Origin of the sequence: Actinokineospora sp. NBRC 105648, from assembly GCF_030269645.1 — a bacterium.
In the GTDB taxonomy this organism is placed as follows: Bacteria; Actinomycetota; Actinomycetes; order Mycobacteriales; family Pseudonocardiaceae; genus Actinokineospora.
Genome location: NZ_BSTR01000030.1, coordinates 1 through 19,190, shown reverse-complemented (window position 1 = coordinate 19,190; position 19,190 = coordinate 1). Strand labels below are relative to the sequence as shown.

At 67.8% G+C, this 19,190-nt stretch carries 12 protein-coding genes; 8 read left to right on the top strand and 4 right to left on the bottom strand.

Annotated features, from left to right (window positions below; all coding sequences use genetic code 11):
- Positions 1 to 6: 6 nt before the first annotated feature.
- The 5 genes from pglX to QSK30_RS23505 are packed head-to-tail and all read left to right on the top strand — an operon-like array spanning position 7 to position 13,526.
- On the top strand, positions 7 to 3,660 hold the full coding sequence (pglX, locus tag QSK30_RS23525; RefSeq protein WP_285505843.1) for a BREX-2 system adenine-specific DNA-methyltransferase PglX: 3,654 nt from the start codon (positions 7 to 9) through the stop codon (positions 3,658 to 3,660).
- Entirely contained in the window at positions 3,657 to 7,445 is a 3,789-nt protein-coding gene (locus QSK30_RS23520) for a DUF6079 family protein (RefSeq protein WP_285505841.1), read from the top strand. Before pglX ends, QSK30_RS23520 begins: the two co-directional genes overlap by 4 nt.
- Positions 7,442 to 10,111, top strand: a complete 2,670-nt coding sequence (gene pglZ / locus QSK30_RS23515) for a BREX-2 system phosphatase PglZ (RefSeq protein WP_285505839.1) — start codon at positions 7,442 to 7,444, stop codon at positions 10,109 to 10,111. Before QSK30_RS23520 ends, pglZ begins: the two co-directional genes overlap by 4 nt.
- Positions 10,108 to 11,430: a BREX system ATP-binding protein BrxD gene (gene brxD, locus QSK30_RS23510; RefSeq protein ID WP_285505838.1), complete on the top strand. Its 1,323-nt coding sequence runs from the start codon at positions 10,108 to 10,110 to the stop codon at positions 11,428 to 11,430. Before pglZ ends, brxD begins: the two co-directional genes overlap by 4 nt.
- Positions 11,427 to 13,526, top strand: coding sequence for a DEAD/DEAH box helicase (locus tag QSK30_RS23505; protein ID WP_285505837.1), 2,100 nt, complete (start codon positions 11,427 to 11,429; stop codon positions 13,524 to 13,526). Before brxD ends, QSK30_RS23505 begins: the two co-directional genes overlap by 4 nt.
- 10 nt (positions 13,527 to 13,536) lie before the next feature.
- Here the strand turns inward: QSK30_RS23505 and QSK30_RS23500 are convergent, their stop codons facing one another.
- Positions 13,537 to 14,403 (bottom strand): CHAD domain-containing protein, encoded by an 867-nt coding sequence (locus tag QSK30_RS23500; protein ID WP_285505836.1) that lies wholly within the window; start codon positions 14,401 to 14,403, stop codon positions 13,537 to 13,539.
- 27 nt (positions 14,404 to 14,430) lie between these two features.
- On the bottom strand, positions 14,431 to 15,417 hold the full coding sequence (gene dapD, locus QSK30_RS23495; RefSeq protein ID WP_502871873.1) for a 2,3,4,5-tetrahydropyridine-2,6-dicarboxylate N-succinyltransferase: 987 nt from the start codon (positions 15,415 to 15,417) through the stop codon (positions 14,431 to 14,433).
- A gap of 45 nt (positions 15,418 to 15,462) precedes the next feature.
- Between dapD and dapE the strand changes: the two genes are divergently transcribed.
- On the top strand, positions 15,463 to 16,530 hold the full coding sequence (gene dapE, locus QSK30_RS23490; RefSeq protein WP_285505832.1) for a succinyl-diaminopimelate desuccinylase: 1,068 nt from the start codon (positions 15,463 to 15,465) through the stop codon (positions 16,528 to 16,530).
- A gap of 7 nt (positions 16,531 to 16,537) precedes the next feature.
- On the opposite strand, the gene QSK30_RS23485 is transcribed toward dapE, so the two are convergent.
- Complete coding sequence (locus tag QSK30_RS23485) at positions 16,538 to 17,014, bottom strand: hypothetical protein (RefSeq protein WP_285505831.1); 477 nt, start codon at positions 17,012 to 17,014, stop codon at positions 16,538 to 16,540.
- Positions 17,015 to 17,104: 90 nt separating this feature from the next.
- On the bottom strand, positions 17,105 to 17,578 hold the full coding sequence (locus QSK30_RS23480) for a hypothetical protein (protein WP_285505829.1): 474 nt from the start codon (positions 17,576 to 17,578) through the stop codon (positions 17,105 to 17,107).
- 52 nt (positions 17,579 to 17,630) lie between these two features.
- On the opposite strand from QSK30_RS23480, the gene QSK30_RS23475 reads away from it, so the two are divergent.
- Together QSK30_RS23475 and QSK30_RS23470 are read left to right on the top strand one after the other, a co-directional pair.
- Positions 17,631 to 18,410 (top strand): LOG family protein, encoded by a 780-nt coding sequence (locus QSK30_RS23475; protein WP_285505828.1) that lies wholly within the window; start codon positions 17,631 to 17,633, stop codon positions 18,408 to 18,410.
- On the top strand, positions 18,407 to 18,946 hold the full coding sequence (locus tag QSK30_RS23470) for an LOG family protein (protein WP_285505827.1): 540 nt from the start codon (positions 18,407 to 18,409) through the stop codon (positions 18,944 to 18,946). The genes QSK30_RS23475 and QSK30_RS23470 overlap by 4 nt, the downstream gene beginning before the upstream one ends.
- Positions 18,947 to 19,190: the final 244 nt, after the last annotated feature.

Here is a 19,190-nt window from a genome sequence, read left to right as displayed (position 1 = left end):
TGGAACGTGACCGAGGCGGTACCGAGCGGAGTCGACCAGCGGGCGTTGCTGGCGGACCTGCGCAAACAGGTCGTCCTACTGGAGGACGACCTGCGCGGGCGCAGCGAGGAAGCCGAGTTCGCGGAGCCGTTGGTTAAGGAGTACAAGACCGCGTTCGATGCCAAGCGAACGGCGGCGACGTACGAGTCGTGGCGTGATGAGCGGGTGACCCAGGTGGCGGTCGCCTGGGTACTGGGGACGGTGTTCGTCCGGTTCTGCGAGGACAACCGGCTGATCGATGACCCGTACCTCGCTGGGCCGGGGGAGCGGCTGACCGACGCCGAAGACCGGCATGAGGCGTACTTCCGCGCCAACCCAGCCAAGAACGACCGCGACTGGATCGTCGAGGCGTTCAACCACTTGGCAGAGTCCAACGACACCGTCGCAGGTTTGTTTGATGCGCGATACAACCCATTGTGGGAGATCACTCCATCGTTCGAGACCGCCACAGCATTGATCGGCTTCTGGCGCAGGCGCGGTGCCGACGGCGTCATCGTGCACGACTTCACTGACCCGAAGTTGGACACTCGGTTTCTCGGTGACCTCTACCAGGACCTGTCTGAGGCGGCCCGGAAGACGTACGCCCTGCTGCAGACACCGGAGTTCGTCGAGGAGTTCATCCTCGATCTGACGCTGACGCCTGCCATCGAGGAGTTCGGCCTCGACGGCCTGCGCACCATCGACCCTGCCTGCGGCTCGGGCCACTTCTTGTTGGGCATCTTCCACCGCCTGTTCGAAGCCTGGCAGAAGAAGTCCCCGGCGGCGGAACGTTGGGACCTGATCCGACGCTCCCTGGAGTCCGTCCACGGCTGCGACAAGAACCCCTTTGCAGCCTCCATCGCCCGCTTCCGCCTGCTCATCGCGGCCCTCAAGGCTGCTGAGGTCAAGACCCTGCATGCTCAGAAGTTCCCAATCAACGTCGCGGTGGGGGACTCGCTGTTACATGGGCGAGGCGCACCTGTGTGGCAACAGGGCGAACTATTTGCAGACGAAGACCCCTTCACTTATCGCACGGAAGACGTCGATAACTACATCTCCAAATGTGACCTCCTGGGGCGTAGCTCGTACCATGTTGTAGTCGGCAACCCGCCATATATCACGCCTAAGGACAAGCAAGACAACGAGAACTACCGCACTGGCTATGATTCCTGTTCGGGAACCTACGCACTGTCTGTCCCGTTCGTTGAGTGTTCATTCAAACTGGCTCAGCGAAATCAGGGGGAGGATCGCAACTCTGGATTCGTCGGACAGCTCACCGCCAACTCGTTCATGAAGCGTGAGTTTGGCAAGAAGCTTGTGGAAGACTTTTTCCATACAGTTTCTCTGACTCATGTGATCGACACGTCAGGTGTCTATATTCCTGGCCACGGAACTCCGACCGTTATTCTAGCTGGAAGAAACTGTGCAGGGCGAACCGCCGATGTGCTACGGGCCATTCTGGGTGTTCAAGGTGAGCCGTTCGAGCCCGACGTACCGTCGGCTGGTCTCGTGTGGTCGGCTATTGTCGACAACTGGGACAAGAACCCTGTGGATACGCCCTGGGTCTCGGTTAGAGATGTGCAGTCTGCCGACTTTCGACAGCATCCTTGGTCGCTTAGTGGTGGAGAGGCGAGCGCTGTTTTCGAGATCGTTGATACCAAGAGGTGCAAGCTCCGCCAACTTCTGGAAGGTTCGGTTGGGCGAGGAATTCGGGCCGGTGCGGACGAGGCTTTCACGCGTCCAACGCGCTTTCTGGAGAACCGTATTCCGTCCCGCCCCATAATGCCTTTGCTGATTGGCGAGGATGTTAGAGATTGGCAAACCCGGTCGTCGGTTGCAATCTGGTACCCGTATCGCAGTGACCTAGATACCGATCTTCTTGAGAATGAACTATGGGTTTGGCGTACAATGCTCGCGGCTCGTCGAACATTTCAAGGCGATATGAGAGCTTCTGGTCTGCATTGGTGGGAATACATGCAACACACCGCCTCGGCCTATCGTTCTGAGTTGTCTATAGCCTTCCCGTTTGTGGCGACGAGCAATCATTTCGTGTTGGACAGAGGAAATCGGGTCTTCAATCGAACGGCGCCAGTAATCAAATTGGCCGACACGGTGGACGAGGACGAGCATCTCGCGTTGTTGGGGGTGCTCAACTCGTCCACGGCGAGTTTCTGGCTTAAGCAAGTCTGTCACGATAAGGGAAATGGAGGCATTGGAGGCGGGATAGCAAGTGAAGATTGGGAAAAATTCTACGAGTTCACCGGTACCAAGCTGCAAGAGTTTCCGTTGCCTGAAGAATTCCCGTTGAAGTATGGGCGTGCTTTGGACGGCTTAGCGCAAGCTCTGGCGAAGTGTGAGCCTGCTGCAGTTGAAAAACAGGCGGTGCCGACCAGAGCGCGGTTGGACGCGGCCAAGTCTGAGCATGAGCGGATCAGGGCGCGCATGATTGTCCTGCAAGAAGAACTTGACTGGGACACCTACCGGCTCTACGGTCTGATCGCCACTGCTGAGGCTGATCGCCTGGTTGTGAAGGAGCGGGACGAAGTTCCAGGGATCGCGCTTGGCGAGCGGGCGTTTGAGATTGTGCTCGCGCGCAAGATCGCGGCCGGTGATTTGGAGACTACCTGGTTTGCGCGACACGGCTCGACGCCGATTACTGAGATTCCCTCGCACTGGCCGCAGTGGTATCAGGACATCGTTCAAGCGCGGATCGACATCATTGAGAAGCGCAAGGACATCGCGCTGATCGAACGGCCGGAGTGCAAGCGGCGTTGGTCGGCTGAGTCTTGGGAGAAGAAGGAAGAGCGGGCCCTGCGGTCCTGGCTGCTCGACCGCTGTGAGCGTGAAGACCTCTGGTTCGCGCTGCGGGATGGCCTCAAGCAGCCCCGCACGCTGACCGTGAACCAGCTCGCTGACCAGCTCCGCGACGACGAGGACATCAACTCCGTCGCCCAGCTCTACGCGGCCGATCACCTCAACCGGCGCGATGTCACGCTCGCCCAGGTGCTGGAGGTGATCGTCGCCGATCAGCACGTGCCGTACCTGGCCGCTCTCCGCTATAAGGACACTGGCCTGCGCAAGCGGGCGCAGTGGGAGCGTGTTTGGGAGCAGCAGCGCGAGGAAGACCGCACCGGCAAGAGGCTCGCCATCGCGGTGCCGCCTAAGTACACGACCGCGGACTTCCGCAAGGTCAGCTACTGGAGCCACCGCGGCAAGCTCGACGTGCCCAAGGAGCGGTTCATCTCCTACCCCGACGCGGGTCCCGAGTCCGATCCGACGCTGTTGCTCGGTTGGGCAGGGTGGGACCACAAGGACCAGGCCCAGGCCTTGGTCAACACGATCAACGAGCGCACCGAGCAGTCCGGTTGGGACGCCGCGCGGCTGACCCCATTGGTGGCTGGTCTGGCCGAGGTGATGCCCTGGGTGGTGCAGTGGCACTCCGGCTACGACGCGGAGTGGGACGGTGACCCGGCTGAGGAGTACCAGGCGTTCCTGCGCGACCAGCAGGCCCTGCACCGGCTCACCGATGGCGAACTCGCTGGGTGGCGGCCCCAGGTGAGTCGGGGTCGCAAGGCCGCAGTCAGGAGCCGGAAGAGCACGGTCGAAGCCGAGCAGATCGACATGACGGAGGCGGGCTCGTGAGTGAGGTGTTCCTGCGGGATGTCATCCACATCCCGGAATCGGTGCACTCCGGCAACTTCAAGATCGAGTTGTCCGGCGGGTTCACCGACACCGCCGCCCGGGTCTCCGAGTACGTCGTCACTGATCAGATCAAGACCGCCCTGGGCAAGGCCATGCGGTTGGTGCGTGCGGCACTGAAAGACGGCAACTCGCAAGCTGCCTACCTGCACGGTTCGTACGGTGCCGGTAAGAGCCACTTCTTGACCGTTCTGCACGCCATCCTCAACAACGATCCGGCCGCGCGGGCGAAGCCGCGATTGCAACCCGTGATCGCCGAGCACGACGAGTGGTTGCGCAACAAGCGGTTCCTCATGGTTCCGTTTCACCTCGTCGGTGCAGCCGACCTCGACTCGGCACTGCTCGGCGGGTACGTTGCCACCGTTCGCGCGTTGCACCCGGACTCGCCTACGCCGCCTGTCTACCGGGCGGACGCGATGCTGGTCGACGCGCGCCGACAGCGCGAGTTCCTGGGCAGCGATGCCAAGTTCGCCGACTGGCTCGGTACCGGCGCTGACCTTCCCACGGTGCATGATCCAGACGACCTCGCGCCGATCGATGGCGCGGCCGTGTCGGCGTGGACCACGACTGAACTCGACCGCGCGTTCGCCGCGCCTGCCGGGGACCCGGTCCGCGACGCCCTGATCTCGGCGTTGTTGTCCGGACCGATGTCGAGCTACGTGCGCGGTGCGATCGGCGACACGAAGGCATTCCTGCCGCTCGAAGACGGACTGTCGATCATCAGCACCCACGCTCGCGACCTCGGCTATGACGGCGTGGTGTTGTTCCTCGACGAGCTGATCCTGTGGCTGCAGGCCAATATCACCAACCAGCGGTTCGTCAACACGCAGGTCAGCAAGCTGGTCAAGTTGATCGAGTCCGGTGTGGCCGATCGGCCGGTCCCGATCGTGTCGTTCATCTCCCGTCAGCGCGACCTGTCGAAGCTCGTCGGCGAGGACGTCACCGGCGCGGATGTGAAGAACCTCGAGACGCAGGTCAATTACCTCGCGGGTCGGGTCGACGTGATCAGCCTGGAGGACCGCAACCTGCCCGCGATCATCAAGGAGCGGATCCTCAAACCGTTCCCGGGGAAGGAAGATCTGCTCAGGCAAGCGTTTGCGAGCATCGACTCGACCAAGGGTTCGGTCAAGGACGTGCTGCTCGACGCCAATGGTGTGACCGGCGCGGACTGGGATGACTTCCGCTCGGTCTACCCGCTCTCGCCTGCCTTGCTCAACGTGCTGGTCGCGCTCTCCGGCGCGTTGCAGCGCGAGCGCACAGGACTCAAATTGCTGGAGGAGATGCTCTACCGGCGGCGTGCGGACTTCACCCTCGGGCAACTCTTCCCGCTCGGCGACCTGTGGGACGTCCTCGTCGACGGGACCGGTGAGGCCTTCACCGACAAGCTGCGCCGCGAGTCCGAAGCCGCGGCCCGCTTCCACACCAAGGTCCAAGCACACCTGCTGGCCAAGTACGAGAGCGCCGACGACGCTCGGTTCAAGGCTGACGACCGCCTCGTCAAGACACTCATGCTGGCCGCGCTCGCGCCGACCGTCCCCGCACTCGCTCGGCTCACCGGAGCCCGGTTGGCCGCACTCAACTACGGTTCGATCCGCTCGCGCACCACGTCCGAGGGCGCCGTGGTGGTCAGCAGGCTGCGCGAGCTGCAGGCAGAGTTCGGCGAGCTGCGTGCGGACGGTGCCGAGGACCCGGTCTTCGCATTGCACCTGTCCGACCTGGACATCGAGCCGCTGCTCGACGCCGTCGGCGAGATCGACCGGCTCGGTGCGCGGCGGATCTGGGTCAAGAACCAGCTGTGGACCGAGTTGAACGTGACCGACACCGGCTCGTTCGTGTGTGAGCGGGAGATTATCTGGCGGGGGACCCGTCGGGTCGCGGAGTTCGTGTTCGACAACGTGCGCGACTCCCACGCGCTCGCGGACGCGCAGTTCACACCCAGCGTCGAGGGCCGCATCCGGTTCGTCTTGGACTACCCGTTCGATGCTGAGCACGACAGAGGCCCCAGCGACGATGCTAACCGTGTGCGCGGCCTGATGCGTGCCGGTCACCGCGCGGCGACCATCGTTTGGTTGCCGCATTTCCTCAACTCGCGCAAGTCCGCCCAGCTGGGCAGGTTGCTCAAGATTCAGCACCTGCTGGAGCGCGACCGGCTCGACGACTACGGCAGCCACCTGTCCGCGGATGACCGCATCCGGGTGCGCCACCAGTTGGAGGCCCAGCGCGACAACCTGACCTCGCAACTGATCGCGTACCTTCGCCAGCTCTACGGCATCGCCCAGGTCGATGAGGTCGGGCCCGAGGTGCCCGACGGCGAGCACGTCATGTCGCTGCAGCCGGGCCACCGGCCACGGCTGCAAGGCGGTGCGGACTTCGAGTACAACATGCTCTCGCTCGCCGACGAGCTCTACGCGGTGCTCTACCCCAAACACCCTGACTTCGACCCGTCGGGCAGCCGCAAGCCACTCAGCCCGACTGAGCTGCGGGTGGTGTTGAGCTGGATCACCAAGGCTGCGGAGAACAGCAACCGAGAGGTGGTCGACCGCAAGGACTTGGCCCTGGTCAAGCGGGTGGTGCACCCGCTTGAACTCGGCGAGGTGCACGACGGGCCGCTGATCCTGAGCCCGGAATGGCGCAGGCGCATCGACCGGCAGGCCGCGGCACACGACGTCACCGGCGACTACGGCGTGGAGGACATCCGTCGCTGGATCGAGGAACTCGGCTACACCGGTCTCGACAAGTCCATCGGCAATCTCATCATCGCCGTCTACGCGCTGCTCGCGGACCGTGCGTGGCTCTACCAGAGCTCGAACGCCGAGCCGCCCGTGCTGGAAAAGATCGGTACCGGTTGGTCGCTGCGCGCCCAACGTCTGCCTACGCCCCAACGCTACGAGCTGGCCAGGACCCGCGCCGGAGCGATCTTCGGCCTGCACGCGCCTGATGCTCTGCTGGCTCGCAACGTCGCCCGGCTCGCCGATGAAGTGCGCGCCAAAGCGGTGGAGCTGGAGCCCGCCGTGCTCGGGGTGCGCCAGTCCTTGCACAACCACGCGGCGGCGCTGGGTCTCGCTGAGGACGCCGACCGGGTCGCCAGCACCACGGACGCGGCAGACTTGCTCGCTGGCCTGGTCGACCACGCCGACCCCACCGCACTGCTCGACGAGTTGGCCGGTGCCGAGTACGGCTCGTCGGACGCCGAGTTGGCCTCGGCCTCGACCCAGGCACCCGCGGTCCTGGCTGCGCTGGACCGGGTGGAGTGGGCTCTACTCACCACGGTTCGCGGGTACCGCGCCCGAACCGACAGCTTCGGCGACCGCGCGCAGCGCCTCACCGACGAGATCGGTACGGCGGCCAACGCGCACGAGTTCACCCGGGCGCTGGCACCCGTGCTCGATCGCGCCCGGGCGAGCGTCATCGAGCTCATCACCGATGTCGCCAAGACCGCCACCCAAGCCGGTGGCGGGGCCAATCCCCTGCCGCGGAGTCCGGTGGAGGTTGTCGACCCGGTGCCCGCGGCCGAGAATACGCCGGTGCAAGGTGGGCTCGAGAACCTGCCACGATCGCGTGGAACTCGCACGGTTACCGCGTCCGGAGTGGAGAGTGCGGTGATCGATGCCCTGCGCGACTACTCTCGCGACATCGCGACATACACCGCGGCCAACCCGGACTCGCGGATCGAGATCGACGTGCGGTGGCGGCCGGCCGGACCGGCCCATGAGGACTCGGAGGGATGATGGCAGCGCCGCCGTCGGTCAACCGCCGGATGATCGAGGCCCTGCTCGGCGGGCTCCTGCCCGACCGCAGGGGCGCGCGGCTGGCGTTGGTGCACGGTCGTTTCGACGGTGTTGACCCGAAGTTCGCACTCCGCACGACCGCGGGCAAGCGCCAGGTCCGGATCCGCCAGGTGGCATCCGTGCTCGGCGTGGTCGACGCCTGGCGTGAACACGAGCAAGACCCGGACCGGGCCGAGGACCTGCTCGTGATCACCACGCCACTGACCACGGACGACCTCGGCTGGGACGTGCGGGCGCACACCGTCGCGGGTCGGGTCGTCGACATCGACCGGGGTGAGATCGTCCGACAGCGGTTCGGGGCGATCGGCCTCGACCCGCGGGTGCGTGGTGAGGGTTGGTTGCTGGACGCGTTGATCGACGCTGAGCCGGTCGGCGGGTGGCCGGGGGTCGGCGGCGTCCTCACCCGCGACGCGGCCGTGGCCGCGCTCATCGGAGCCAGGCTGAGCACCCGAACGGTTCGTGAGGGCGCGCTCGACCTGCCCGCTCTGCTGGCGTGGACTCGTACCCCGGGTGCGGCAGGCTACGTCGACCTGCCTGAAGCCGAGCGCTCGGGCATCGCGGGTTGGCTCGGCGAGACGGTCGACGGAGCCGCTCCCGCGGTGCTGGCGCTCGCGGCGGCGGGTCGCGCGGAGGACGTGTTGCCGTTGGGCTTGCTCGGTGCGGTGGCGACACGGCCCGGTGTCTCCAGCAACGTCATCATCGACGTCGGCGGCTTGTTCGCCGGAATCGTCAAGTCCACCGACGTGGAACTGCTCGGCAAAGCCGTGGAGGCGACACTGCGGCGATGGGCGACTGAGCCGGCCAATCGAGATGTCGTACTAGCGGTCGCCACCCGCGCCGATGCCATCGCCGCGACCAAACCGGCATTGCCGGAAGCACTGGTGGACAGCGACTTTCTGCTGTCGTCGTTCCAATTCAGACTGCGTGCTCTCGCGGCGAGCTTGGTCGCTCCGCGTCGTGCCAAGTCCGCTGAACGGATGGAAGCGTCACTCGTTCGAGTACGCGAGCACGCCCTGGCACAGTTGCTGCCCCACCGAGTCAGGGTGGCCGACGCGGCAGCGCGGCTCTACCGCTGGCTCGGCGAGGCCCCGGCCCAGGTCACGAGTGTGGCGGAGGGCGTGCGCGATCAGATGGCGCAATGGGGCTGGGTCGATCGGGCTTGCACCCTGCTGTGGGCGGGCGACCCGACACCTGACCCGGTCGTCGCGGACGCGTACCGCAGGGTCCACCAGAGCGCGCGCGATCGCCGGGAGGCCATTGACGAGGCATTCGCGGACCGGCTCAGGGTGTGGACCGTGGGCGCCTCGGCCGCGGCCCCCGCAGGCTGTCTGCTGATCGAAGAGGTCATGCACCAAGTCGTGCAGCCGCTGGCGGACGCGAAACCACTACTCGTCGTGTTGGATGGGATGAGTGCCGCCGTCGCGGTGGAGTTGGGCGCGGAACTCAACCGGGCGGGCTGGATCGAAGCCGCCCCGCAGGGCCAAGGGCGATTGGCCGCCGTGGCGACAGTCCCATCGGTGACCAACGGGAGTCGGGCCAGCCTGCTGAGCGGCGAGCCGACGACGGGGCGCCAGGCGTTCGAGCGAACACAGTTCGAATCGTTCTGGGTTGCGCGTCGGCGTACCGCGCGCCTGCTGCACAGCGCGGACTTGGCAGGTGCGGGCGGGCACCGGCTCTCCACGGACGCGGTGGCAGCACTGGCTGAAGTAGACGTTCTCGGGGTTGTTCTCAACACCATCGACGACGCGCTCGACCACGGCAGGGAAGGCGACCGGGCGGGCTGGCGAGTCGGCGATGTGACCTACCTGACCGAACTCCTCGACTCAGCCAGGATGTACGGGCGGCCGGTGGTGCTGGTCTCCGACCACGGCCACGTGCTCGACCGGTCGACACCAGGAGACGGACCTAGACGGGCCGAGGGCACGGAATCCGCTCGGTGGCGGACGGGCACCGCGGCGGATGGTGAAGTGGAGTTGGCAGGCCCACGAGTGCTCTACGGTGATGGCCGTGTCGTCGTGCCATGGCGTGAAGACATCCGCTACGTGAACCGGCACGCCGGCTACCACGGTGGTGCCGCGCTCGCGGAGATGACCGTGCCGGTCTTGGTCTTGCTGCCTGGATTGGATCTGCTGCCCGCGGGCTGGCGGGTGCTTTCGGTTGATGCCGTCACCCCCCGCTGGTGGAACGCGGAGCAGGTCATCGCGTCCGCTCCGGCCGTTCGCAAACCATCCCGCAGGCGTGAGCAGCCCACGAACGACGCGGTGCCGCTCTTCGAGGACGTAGCCGAAGCCGCGGGTTCCGTGGGCGTCCGGGTGGTCGCGACGGACGGGTACCGCGGACAGCGGGCGTTCGTCCGCAAGCCACCGGAGAACAAGGTCGTGGCGGACATCATCGATGCCCTCCTGTCGAGCGGCGGGACCACTCCGCTAGTCGCCCTGGCCGAGTTCGATAGCCGTGCGCGGCGCAATCCCGAGGGCTACGTCGCGACGCTGCAACGGCTCCTCAACGTAGAGGGCTACCCGGTGCTCAACGTGATCGACGGGGGCCGGACTGTGCAACTCGACAAGGCTCTCCTCGTCGAGCAGTTCGCCTTGAAGATGCCATGACTGCCTCGGTCAGCGCGGTTCGCAGACGCGAGGTGATCGACGCACTACGTCGGGGCACCGTGCCGCACAGCGGCCTGGACCTCTTCGCTGTGGGGTTGGATCGCTTCACCCGGGCCATGGACGACGATATCGCGACCGCCGCGGGTGGCGGTGCCGCCTTCCACGCCATCCGCGGCGACTACGGTTCCGGCAAGACCTTCTTCGCGCGTTGGCTGGCTGAGCGCGCCAAGCGCGCGGGCCTCGCCGTCACCGAGATCCAGATCTCCGAGACCGAGACACCCCTGCACCGGCTGGAGACTGTCTACCGGAGGTTGACCGAGCGGCTCACCACGGCCACGCACCAGCCGAGCGCACTGCGCGCCGTGGTCGATTCCTGGATCTACACCCTTGAGGAGGAAACCCTCGAGGCGGGCGAGGTCGACGAGACCGACCAAGAAGCCCTCGCCGAAGCGGTCGACGTGCTTATGGAGCAGCGCTTGGCGGGCGTCGCCCGCAGCACCCCGGCTTTTTCCGCGGCCCTGCGGGGATACCGGCGCGCGCGAGCCGCTGGGGACGCAGCCAACTCAGAGGGCATAATCGCCTGGTTGGGCGGCCAGAAGTCGGTGGCCGCGAGTGCGCGCCGACTCGCTGGTGTCCGTGGTGACCTCGACCACTTCGGTGCTCTCGGCTTTCTGCAGGGTCTGTTGACGGTGCTGCGCGACTGTGGCCATCCCGGCCTGCTCGTCGTGCTCGACGAGATCGAAACCCTGCAGCGAGTCCGCGGGGATGTGCGCGAGAAAGGGCTCAACGCGCTCCGTCAACTGCTCGACGAGATCGACGCTGGTCGCTTCCCCGGGCTGTTCCTCGTCATCACCGGCACACCGGCGTTCTTCGACGGCCAGCAGGGTGTCCAGCGCCTGCCGCCGCTGGCACAGCGCCTCGCGACCGATCTGTCGACAGATCCGCGGTTCGACTCGCCCAAGGCCGTGCAGCTGCGTCTGACCGGATTCGACCTCGCGAAGCTGGGGGAGCTGGGCCGGGCTGTACGGGATCTCTACGCGGGCGCGGCTCGCCACCCCGACCGGATCAAGTCTGTGGTCGACGACGCTTACATCGCCCAGCTGGCTACCGCGGTCACCGGTGGGCTCGGCGGGAAGGTGGGGATCGCGCCTCGGCTGTTCCTGCGCAAGCTGGTGCAGGACGTACTCGACCGGGTCGACGAGTTCGGTGATTTCGATCCCCGCGTCGACTACGCGCTCACAGTCAACGCGACGGAGATGACTGACGTCGAGCGCAACGCCGCTACCCGTGCCGAGGACGTCGACCTGGATCTGCCGTGAGCATCGACCTGCTCAACCCGGTGCTGGCCCACCACATCGTGAACACCCTGGGGTGGCGCTCGCTGCGCCCCTTGCAGCAGGAGTCCGTAGCCCCCCTGTTGGCCGGTGACGACGCCGTGCTCCTGGCCCCGACCGCGGGTGGCAAGACCGAAGCCGCCGTGTTTCCACTGCTCACGGCCATGGAGGCGAGCCATTCCCGTGGGCTCTCAGTGCTCTATGTCTGCCCGCTCAAGGCACTGCTCAACAACTTGCTTCCCCGGCTGGAGTCGTACGCCGGGTGGACTGGTCGCCGGGTGGCGCTGTGGCATGGCGATGTCAGCCAACCGCGCAGGCAGGCCATCCTGCGCGATCCTCCGGACATCCTGCTCACCACCCCAGAGTCGATCGAGTCCATGCTCGTCTCCACCAAGGTCGACCACCGCAGGCTCTTCGCCGACCTCCGGGCAATCGTCATCGACGAGGTTCACGCGTTCGCGGCCGACGACCGGGGCTGGCACCTGCTCGCGGTGCTCGAGCGGCTCACCGAGATCGCAGGCGGGCCGATCCAGCGGATCGGGCTGTCGGCCACGGTGGGCAACCCCGATGACCTGCTGACGTGGTTGCAGGGCTCGGGCGCTGGGCGTCGCCCGGCCCGCGTCGTCGCTCCAGTGAGCGATGCCGCCGTCGTCGTGCCGGAGATCGACCTCGACTACGTCGGCACGATCGACAACGCAGCCCGTGTGATCTCCGCTCTGCACCGCGGGGAGAAACGGCTTGTGTTCTGCGACTCCCGCGCACGCGTCGAGGAGATCGGCGCGGCACTGCGCGCCTACGGGGTGACGACGTTCCTGTCCCACGCGTCGCTCTCCATCGACGAACGGCGACGTGCCGAGACGGCCTTCGCCGAAGCGCGCGATTGCGTGATCGTGTCCACTTCCACCCTCGAACTCGGCATTGATGTCGGCGATCTCGACCGGGTGATCCAGATCGGTGCGCCAGGCACTGTTGCCTCGTTCCTGCAACGTCTGGGCCGGACCGGGCGCAGGCCAGGTGGCACCCGCAACTGCTTGTTCCTCGCCGTGCGCAAGGACGAGCTCCTTGCTGCCGCGGGCCTGTTGCTGCTGTGGTCGCGGGGCTTTGTCGAGGCGGTCATACCTCCGCCCGATCCACGGCACATCGTCGCCCAGCAGCTGTTGGCCCTGTGCCTCCAGGAAAGCACTATAGGCGATCGGACGTGGCAGGACTGGTGGCACGGGTTGGGGCCGTTCGCGTCGGCGAATCCCATTTTTCGGCACCTCGTCGAGCACGGGTTTCTCGATCAGGATGACGGAATGCTCTTCGTCGGGCCTGAGGCAGAGCGGCGCTATGGCCACCGCCACTTCATGGATCTCACGGCGGTGTTCACCGCACCCCCGCAGTTCGTGGTGATCTCAGGGCGGGCGGAGGTTGGACGGACCGATCCGATGCTGCTCGTCGCACCCTGTGCGGGTCCTCGACTGATCCTGCTGGCCGGTCGTACCTGGCGGGTCACCTGGGTCGACTGGAAACGGCGGCGGTGCTTTGTCGAGCCCGCGGACGGCGTCGGCAAGGCCTTGTGGCTGTCTGCAGGTACCGGTGGGGCGACGTTCGAGTTGTGCCGGTCCATGCGTGCGGTCGTGTTGGGTGAAGAACCACCGGTGTCCATGACCCCGCGAGCGACCGCCGCACTCTCCGACATCCGCGATTTGCGGCGCGGGCAAGTGCACCCGGCTGCGAATGTGGTGGCTGTCGACGGTGCGGACCTGCGATGGTGGACTTGGGCAGGTCACCGCGCCAACGCGACGTTGCTGACCTCCATCGGTGATCTCGGTGATCAGGGCCAACAGGTCGACGACCACTCGATCAGGCTGCGATCCGACCTGACACCGGCGCACTGGTCGAAGGGCATCCGTGCGCTGGAGGGTCGACTGTGCCTGCCTGACGTCGATGACCGCGCTCTGGCGGGGCTCAAGTTCAGTGCCGCTTTGCCCCCGCGACTCGCCGAGGCCACGCTGGCGGCCCGACTTGCGGATCTGCCCGGGGCTGAGCGCGTGCTACGGGAGCCGCACAGCTTCGTCCACGTTCAGCGCCAGGCATAGGCGACCGGGGTCAGCTGTCGCTGAAGAGGACCGCCGCCGCGGAGTCGACATCGGCCAGGGCGGGGCGCCACTGGGCGCGGCACACGACCTTGCGGGCCCGTTCGCGTTCCACCAGCCTGCCCGCGACGAAGACCACGTCGACCTCGACGCCGTCGCCCAGGTCCGCCACGAGTCGGCGGATGGTGTCCTCGGCGAAGCAGGCGTCCTGGTGGTCGCCGAGGATGTCCTGGAAGGCCTTGGTGGCCGTGACCAGGGCGCGGACCTTCTTCTTCGCCGCTACCTCGGCCATCTCCGCGGCGTAGCGCAAGCGCTTGCCGTGGATGCGGAGCTCGTGCAGGTCGTCGTCCGGCGGGTCCTCGCCCAGGGCCGCGGCCGCCTTCATCAACCGGCGGTGCGGCTTGTGCACGACGCTGACCAGGGCGGGCGGTTCCTCGTCCTCGGCCACCTCGATGGTGCCCGATTCCGCAGCCGCCCGCAGGGCGCGCAGTGTGGCCTTGTACCGCTTGCTGCGCAACACACCCAGCATCTTGCGGCGGGCTGTTCGGCGTTCGACCACCAGGGCGTTCAACAGCTTCTCGACCGCGGCCAGCTCCTCGGCGGAGAAGCCCGCCGCGCGCTCGCGCAGGCTGTCGAGCTGGACATCGAGGTCGCGGACCGCGCCGAGGGAGGCGCCGAGCCACTTGAGCTCGGCGTCCAGCTCCGGCAACGGCATCCCGGCCTTGAGCGCCGCCCGCGCCCGCCGCACCGCCACCCGCATCTGGTGCACGTGCTCGGGATCGGTGCCCTCGCGGGCGCCGTCGGTGCGGTCGGCCAGCTCGTCCGCCTGCGCGGCGAGCCGGGCCCGGATGTGTTCGCCGAGGTCAGTCACGCCGGCCATCATATTGGCCCGCGCGCCGCCCCGTCGTCAGTCGTTCGCGTGCAGCGCGGTGTTGAGCTCGATGCCGGAGCCGTCGCGGGAGACGACCTCCACCCGGCCGGTGGCCGAGTTGCGCCGGAACAGCAGGCCGGACTGCCCGGACAGGTCGCGCGCCTTGACCAGCGTGCCGTCGGCCAGGGTCACCTTCGTGCCCGCGGTGACGTAGAGGCCCGCCTCGACCACGCAGTCGTCGCCGAGCGAGATGCCGATGCCCGCGTTCGCCCCCAGCAGGCAGCGCTCGCCGATGCTGATCGTCTCCTTGCCGCCGCCGGAGAGCGTGCCCATGATCGACGCGCCGCCGCCGACGTCGGAGCCGTCGCCGACCGCGACGCCCGCCGAGATGCGACCCTCCACCATGGACGCGCCGAGCGTGCCCGCGTTGAAGTTCACGAAGCCCTCGTGCATCACCGTGGTGCCCGCCGCCAGGTGCGCGCCCAGCCGGACCCGGTCGGCCTCGGCGATCCGGACCCCGGTCGGCAGCACGTAGTCGACCATCCGCGGGAACTTGTCCACACCGAACACGGTGACCTGGCCGCGCGCCCGCAGCCGCAGCCGGGTGACCTCGAAGCCCTCGACCGGGCACGGGCCGTGGTTGGTCCACACGACGTTGGCCAGCAGGCCGAAGACCCCGTCCAGGTTCTGCCCGTGCGGGCGCACCAGCCTGCTGGACAGCAGGTGCAGCCGCAGGTAGACGTCGTGCGCGTCGGCGGGCGGGCTCGCCAGGTCGTCGACGCTGGTGCGCACCGCGATCACCTCGACCCCGCGCGCGGTGTCCGGGCCCAGCAGGGCGGACACGCCCGCGCCGAGCTCCTCGGTCGCCTCGTTCTCCGACAGCCGCCGGGTGCCCGCCGGGGTCGCCGCCGCGCCGAGGCGGGGGCTGGGGAACCAGGTGTCCAGGACGGTGCCGTCGGGGGTCACGGTCGCCAGCCCGACGCCGTGCGCGCCCCGGCTCTGTGTGGTCTCTGCGCTGCTCACAGCCGACACGGTAGCCAATGCGGGCCGAGGGTAGCCTTACGGGCCGTGACCGTTGAGCTCGATCTCACCGCCGATCCCGTCGACCTGACCGCCGTGCTGGTGGACGTGCCCAGCGAGTCCGGCGACGAGGCCGTGCTCGCCGACGCCGTCGAGCGGGCGCTGCGGTCGCAGGCCCCGCACCTGGAGGTGGTGCGCTCGGGCAACTCGGTGCTGGCGCGGACGAACCTGGGGCGTCCCAGCCGGGTCGTGTTCGCCGGGCACCTGGACACCGTGCCGGAGAACCGGAACCTGCCGTCCCGGCGCGCCGACGGCGTGCTGCACGGACTGGGCACAGTGGACATGAAGGGCGGCGACGCGGTCATGCTGCACCTCGCCGCCGCGGTCACCGAACCCCGGCACGACCTCACTTTCCTGTTCTACGACTGCGAAGAGGTCGACGCCGCGCGCAACGGCCTGGGCCGGGTCGAGCGCGAGCTGCCCGACTGGATGCGCGGCGACCTCGCGGTTGTCTGCGAGCCGTCCAACGCGGTGGTCGAGGCGGGCTGCCAGGGCACCATGCGGGTCGAGCTGCGCACCACGGGCAAGCGCGCCCACCCGGCGCGCGCCTGGATGGGCGTCAACGCGATCCACGCCCTGGCCCCGGCGTTGGCGATCTTGGCCGCCTACGAGTCGCGCTCGGTGGACATCGACGGCTGCCACTACCGCGAGAGCCTGCTGGCGGTGCACGTCTCCGGGGGCGTCGCGGGCAACGTCGTCCCGGACGAGGCACTGCTCAAGGTCAACTTCCGGTTCGCCCCGGACCGGTCGCCCGCCGACGCCGAGGCCTACCTGCGCGAGGTGTTCAGCGACTACGACGTGCGGGTGGCCGACGCGAGCGCGGGTGCCCTGCCCGGGCTCGGCGCGCCCGCCGCGCGCGAGCTGGTCGAGGCCGCGGGCGGCGAGCCGGTGGCCAAGCTCGGGTGGACCGACGTGGCCCGCTTCGCCGCGCTGGGCATCCCGGCGGTCAACTTCGGCCCGGGCGACCCGACGCTGGCGCACACCCAGCAGGAGAACGTCCCGATCGCCGACATCCACCGCTGCGTCGAGGTCCTGCGCCGCTTCGTCGGGGCGTAGCCCCCGGTCACGTCCAGTCGACCGGTTTCAGCGTGCGGCCGATGTTCAGGCAGCCCACCAAGACCACCAGGACCAGGCTCACCCAGGCCGCCGTGTCCAGGGTGCCCTCGAACAGGACAGCGTTCAGGTAGAGGATCGGGGCCGTGGTCGCCACGGCGATCCCGCCCATGAGCTGGCGCAGCCCGGTGGCTCTGGCCGGGCTCGCCGCGAGCAGGACCGACCCGAGCGCGACCCCCACCACCAGCACCAGGACCAGCACCGCCTCGAACCCGACGCTGTCCACCATCCCCCACAGCGTGAAGCGCACCTCGCGGGAGTTCTCGCGCCACGTGCCGCAGGTGAGGGCGAGCAGGGCGCCGGACAGGGCGGTGACCAGGAGCGTGCCGCGCAGGCGCCTGGCGGTCTCGGCCCGCTCGGCGTCCATGCGCTCCACCTGGACCTGCAGGGAGCGCAGTCTCGCCTCGACGAGATCGGGGTCGGTCACCGGGTCCTCCTCCGCCAGAAGTGCGAACGAAGATCACCATAGGGGCGCGGCGCGCGGGCCGAGGGGAGTTTGGCGATACCGGGCAACGGTTCAGGCCCAGGCGCGCTTGTCCAGGGTGCGGGCGATGTGCAGGCACCCGATCGCGCCGGCGACCACGAGCGCGGCCCACCCGGCTGGGGCGACCTCCTCGTTCTTGCCCGCGCCGGAGTCCAGCACCCCCACCGCCACGACGACCGCCGCGCTGACGAGGGCCATCGCCCGGTTCGCCCACTTCGACTCCGACGTCGCCAGCCCGATCGTCCCGAACCCGACCGCCAGCACCGACCCCAGCGCGAACAGCGCGGGCCCGCCGACCGGGTCCACCAGCTCCCACAGGGTGTAGGGCGACGCCGAACCCCTGGTGAACCAGGTGGCGCACGTCAGGGTGAGCAGCACCGCGGACAGCGCGACCAGCCAGAGCGTGTTCCCCAGGCTCGACCTGGTCCTGAGCCGGTCGGCCTCCAGGCGCTCGATCCGCCTGCGCAGCCGGTTCAAGGCCGCCTCGGTCGGGTCCGGCTCGGTCATCGACGGCTCCTTCGTCCCGACGCGCGCTCGGCGATCACCCTAGACTCGCGGCGTGACGACCGACCGCACTTTGGACACACCCGACGAGAACCCCCGCGAGCGCCAGCGCGGGCCGGTCACCCTCCGCCGGGAGCGCAGCGACGAGACCAGCACCACCGACCAGCGCCTCCTGGACTCCAGGGGACCGTCCGACTGGGTGCACACCGACCCGTGGCGGGTCCTGCGGATCCAGGCGGAGTTCGTCGAGGGATTCGGTGCCCTGGCCGAGGTACCGCGCGCGGTCACCGTGTTCGGGTCGGCGCGCACCAAGCGCGAGGACGCCGAGTACCAGCTGGGCCGCGACATCGGCGCCGCCCTGGCCAACGCGGGCTTCGCCACCATCACCGGCGGCGGCCCGGGCGCGATGGAGGCGGTCAACCGCGGCGCCTCCGAGGCGGGCGGGCTGTCCATCGGGCTGGGGATCGAGCTGCCGTTCGAGCAGGGCCTGAACCCGTGGGTCGACCTGGGTGTCAACTTCCGCTACTTCTTCGCGCGCAAGACGATGTTCATCAAGTACTCGCAGGCGTTCATCTGCCTCCCCGGCGGCTTCGGAACGCTGGATGAACTCTTCGAGGCGCTGACCCTGGTGCAGACCAAGAAGGTCACGAAGTTCCCGGTCGTCCTGTTCGGCACGTCCTACTGGGGCGGCCTCTACGACTGGCTGCGCAGCTCGGTGCTCGCCGGCGGCAAGATCGGCGAGAAGGACATGAGCCTGCTGCACCTCACCGACGACGTCGACGAGGCGGTCAGCGTCGTGGAGAACGCCTACCAGGCTTGGAGCGACGCACATTGAGCCGGGCCCTGTGTGTCTACTGTGGATCGAACTCGGCCGTCCCACGCGGCTACCTGGACCTGGCGGACGAGGTCGGCGCAGAACTGGCCGCCCGCGACTGGTCCCTGGTCTGGGGCGGCTCAGCGGCGGCGATGATGGGCTCGGTCGCCAGAGCGGCCCGACGCGGGGGAGCCAGGACCCTGGGCGTCATCCCACGTGGACTGGTAGAGCTGGAGCACGCCGACCCAGACGCAGACGAACTCATCGTCGTGGACACGATGCGCGACCGAAAACGCGAGATGGACGACCGCGCGGACGCCTTCCTGGCGCTGCCGGGCGGACTGGGGACCTGCGAGGAACTGTTCGAGGTGTGGACTTCGCGGTACCTGGGCATGCACGCGAAGCCAGTGGTGCTGCTGGACCCGGACGACCACTGGGAGGGGATGTTGAACTGGGTCCGGGAGTTGGCGTCCCGGGGGTTCGCGACCCAGGCCGCTGTGGACAGTCTTGTGGTGGCCCGAACTGTGACTGAGGCCTTGGACGCTTGCGCGGGTTAGGGACCGAGCATAGCGGCGGGGCCCTTCCCTTCCCTTCCCTTCCCTTCCCTTCCCTTCCCTTCCCTTCCCTTCCCTTCCCGCAGCGGATAGGCCGACCCCGCTGGTACGCAACGCCCACTACGGATGCTCGATCTAGTGGACTCGCTTCGTGTGGGGGGAGAGTGCCGCTAAACTTGCCGTGGGTGGGGATGCCCTTACCCTGCCCTTTTCTCTCCACCGCGGTGCTCTAGGGGCCCCGCACGAA

Excerpts from the sequence above, each read along its gene's own strand:
- pglZ (WP_285505839.1), top strand. The coding sequence starts at position 7,442 with ATGATGGCAGCGCCGCCGTCGGTCAACCGCCGGATGATCGAGGCCCTG.
- brxD (WP_285505838.1), top strand. The coding sequence starts at position 10,108 with ATGACTGCCTCGGTCAGCGCGGTTCGCAGACGCGAGGTGATCGACGCA.
- QSK30_RS23500 (WP_285505836.1), bottom strand. The coding sequence starts at position 14,403 with ATGGCCGGCGTGACTGACCTCGGCGAACACATCCGGGCCCGGCTCGCC.
- QSK30_RS23480 (WP_285505829.1), bottom strand. The coding sequence starts at position 17,578 with ATGACCGAGCCGGACCCGACCGAGGCGGCCTTGAACCGGCTGCGCAGG.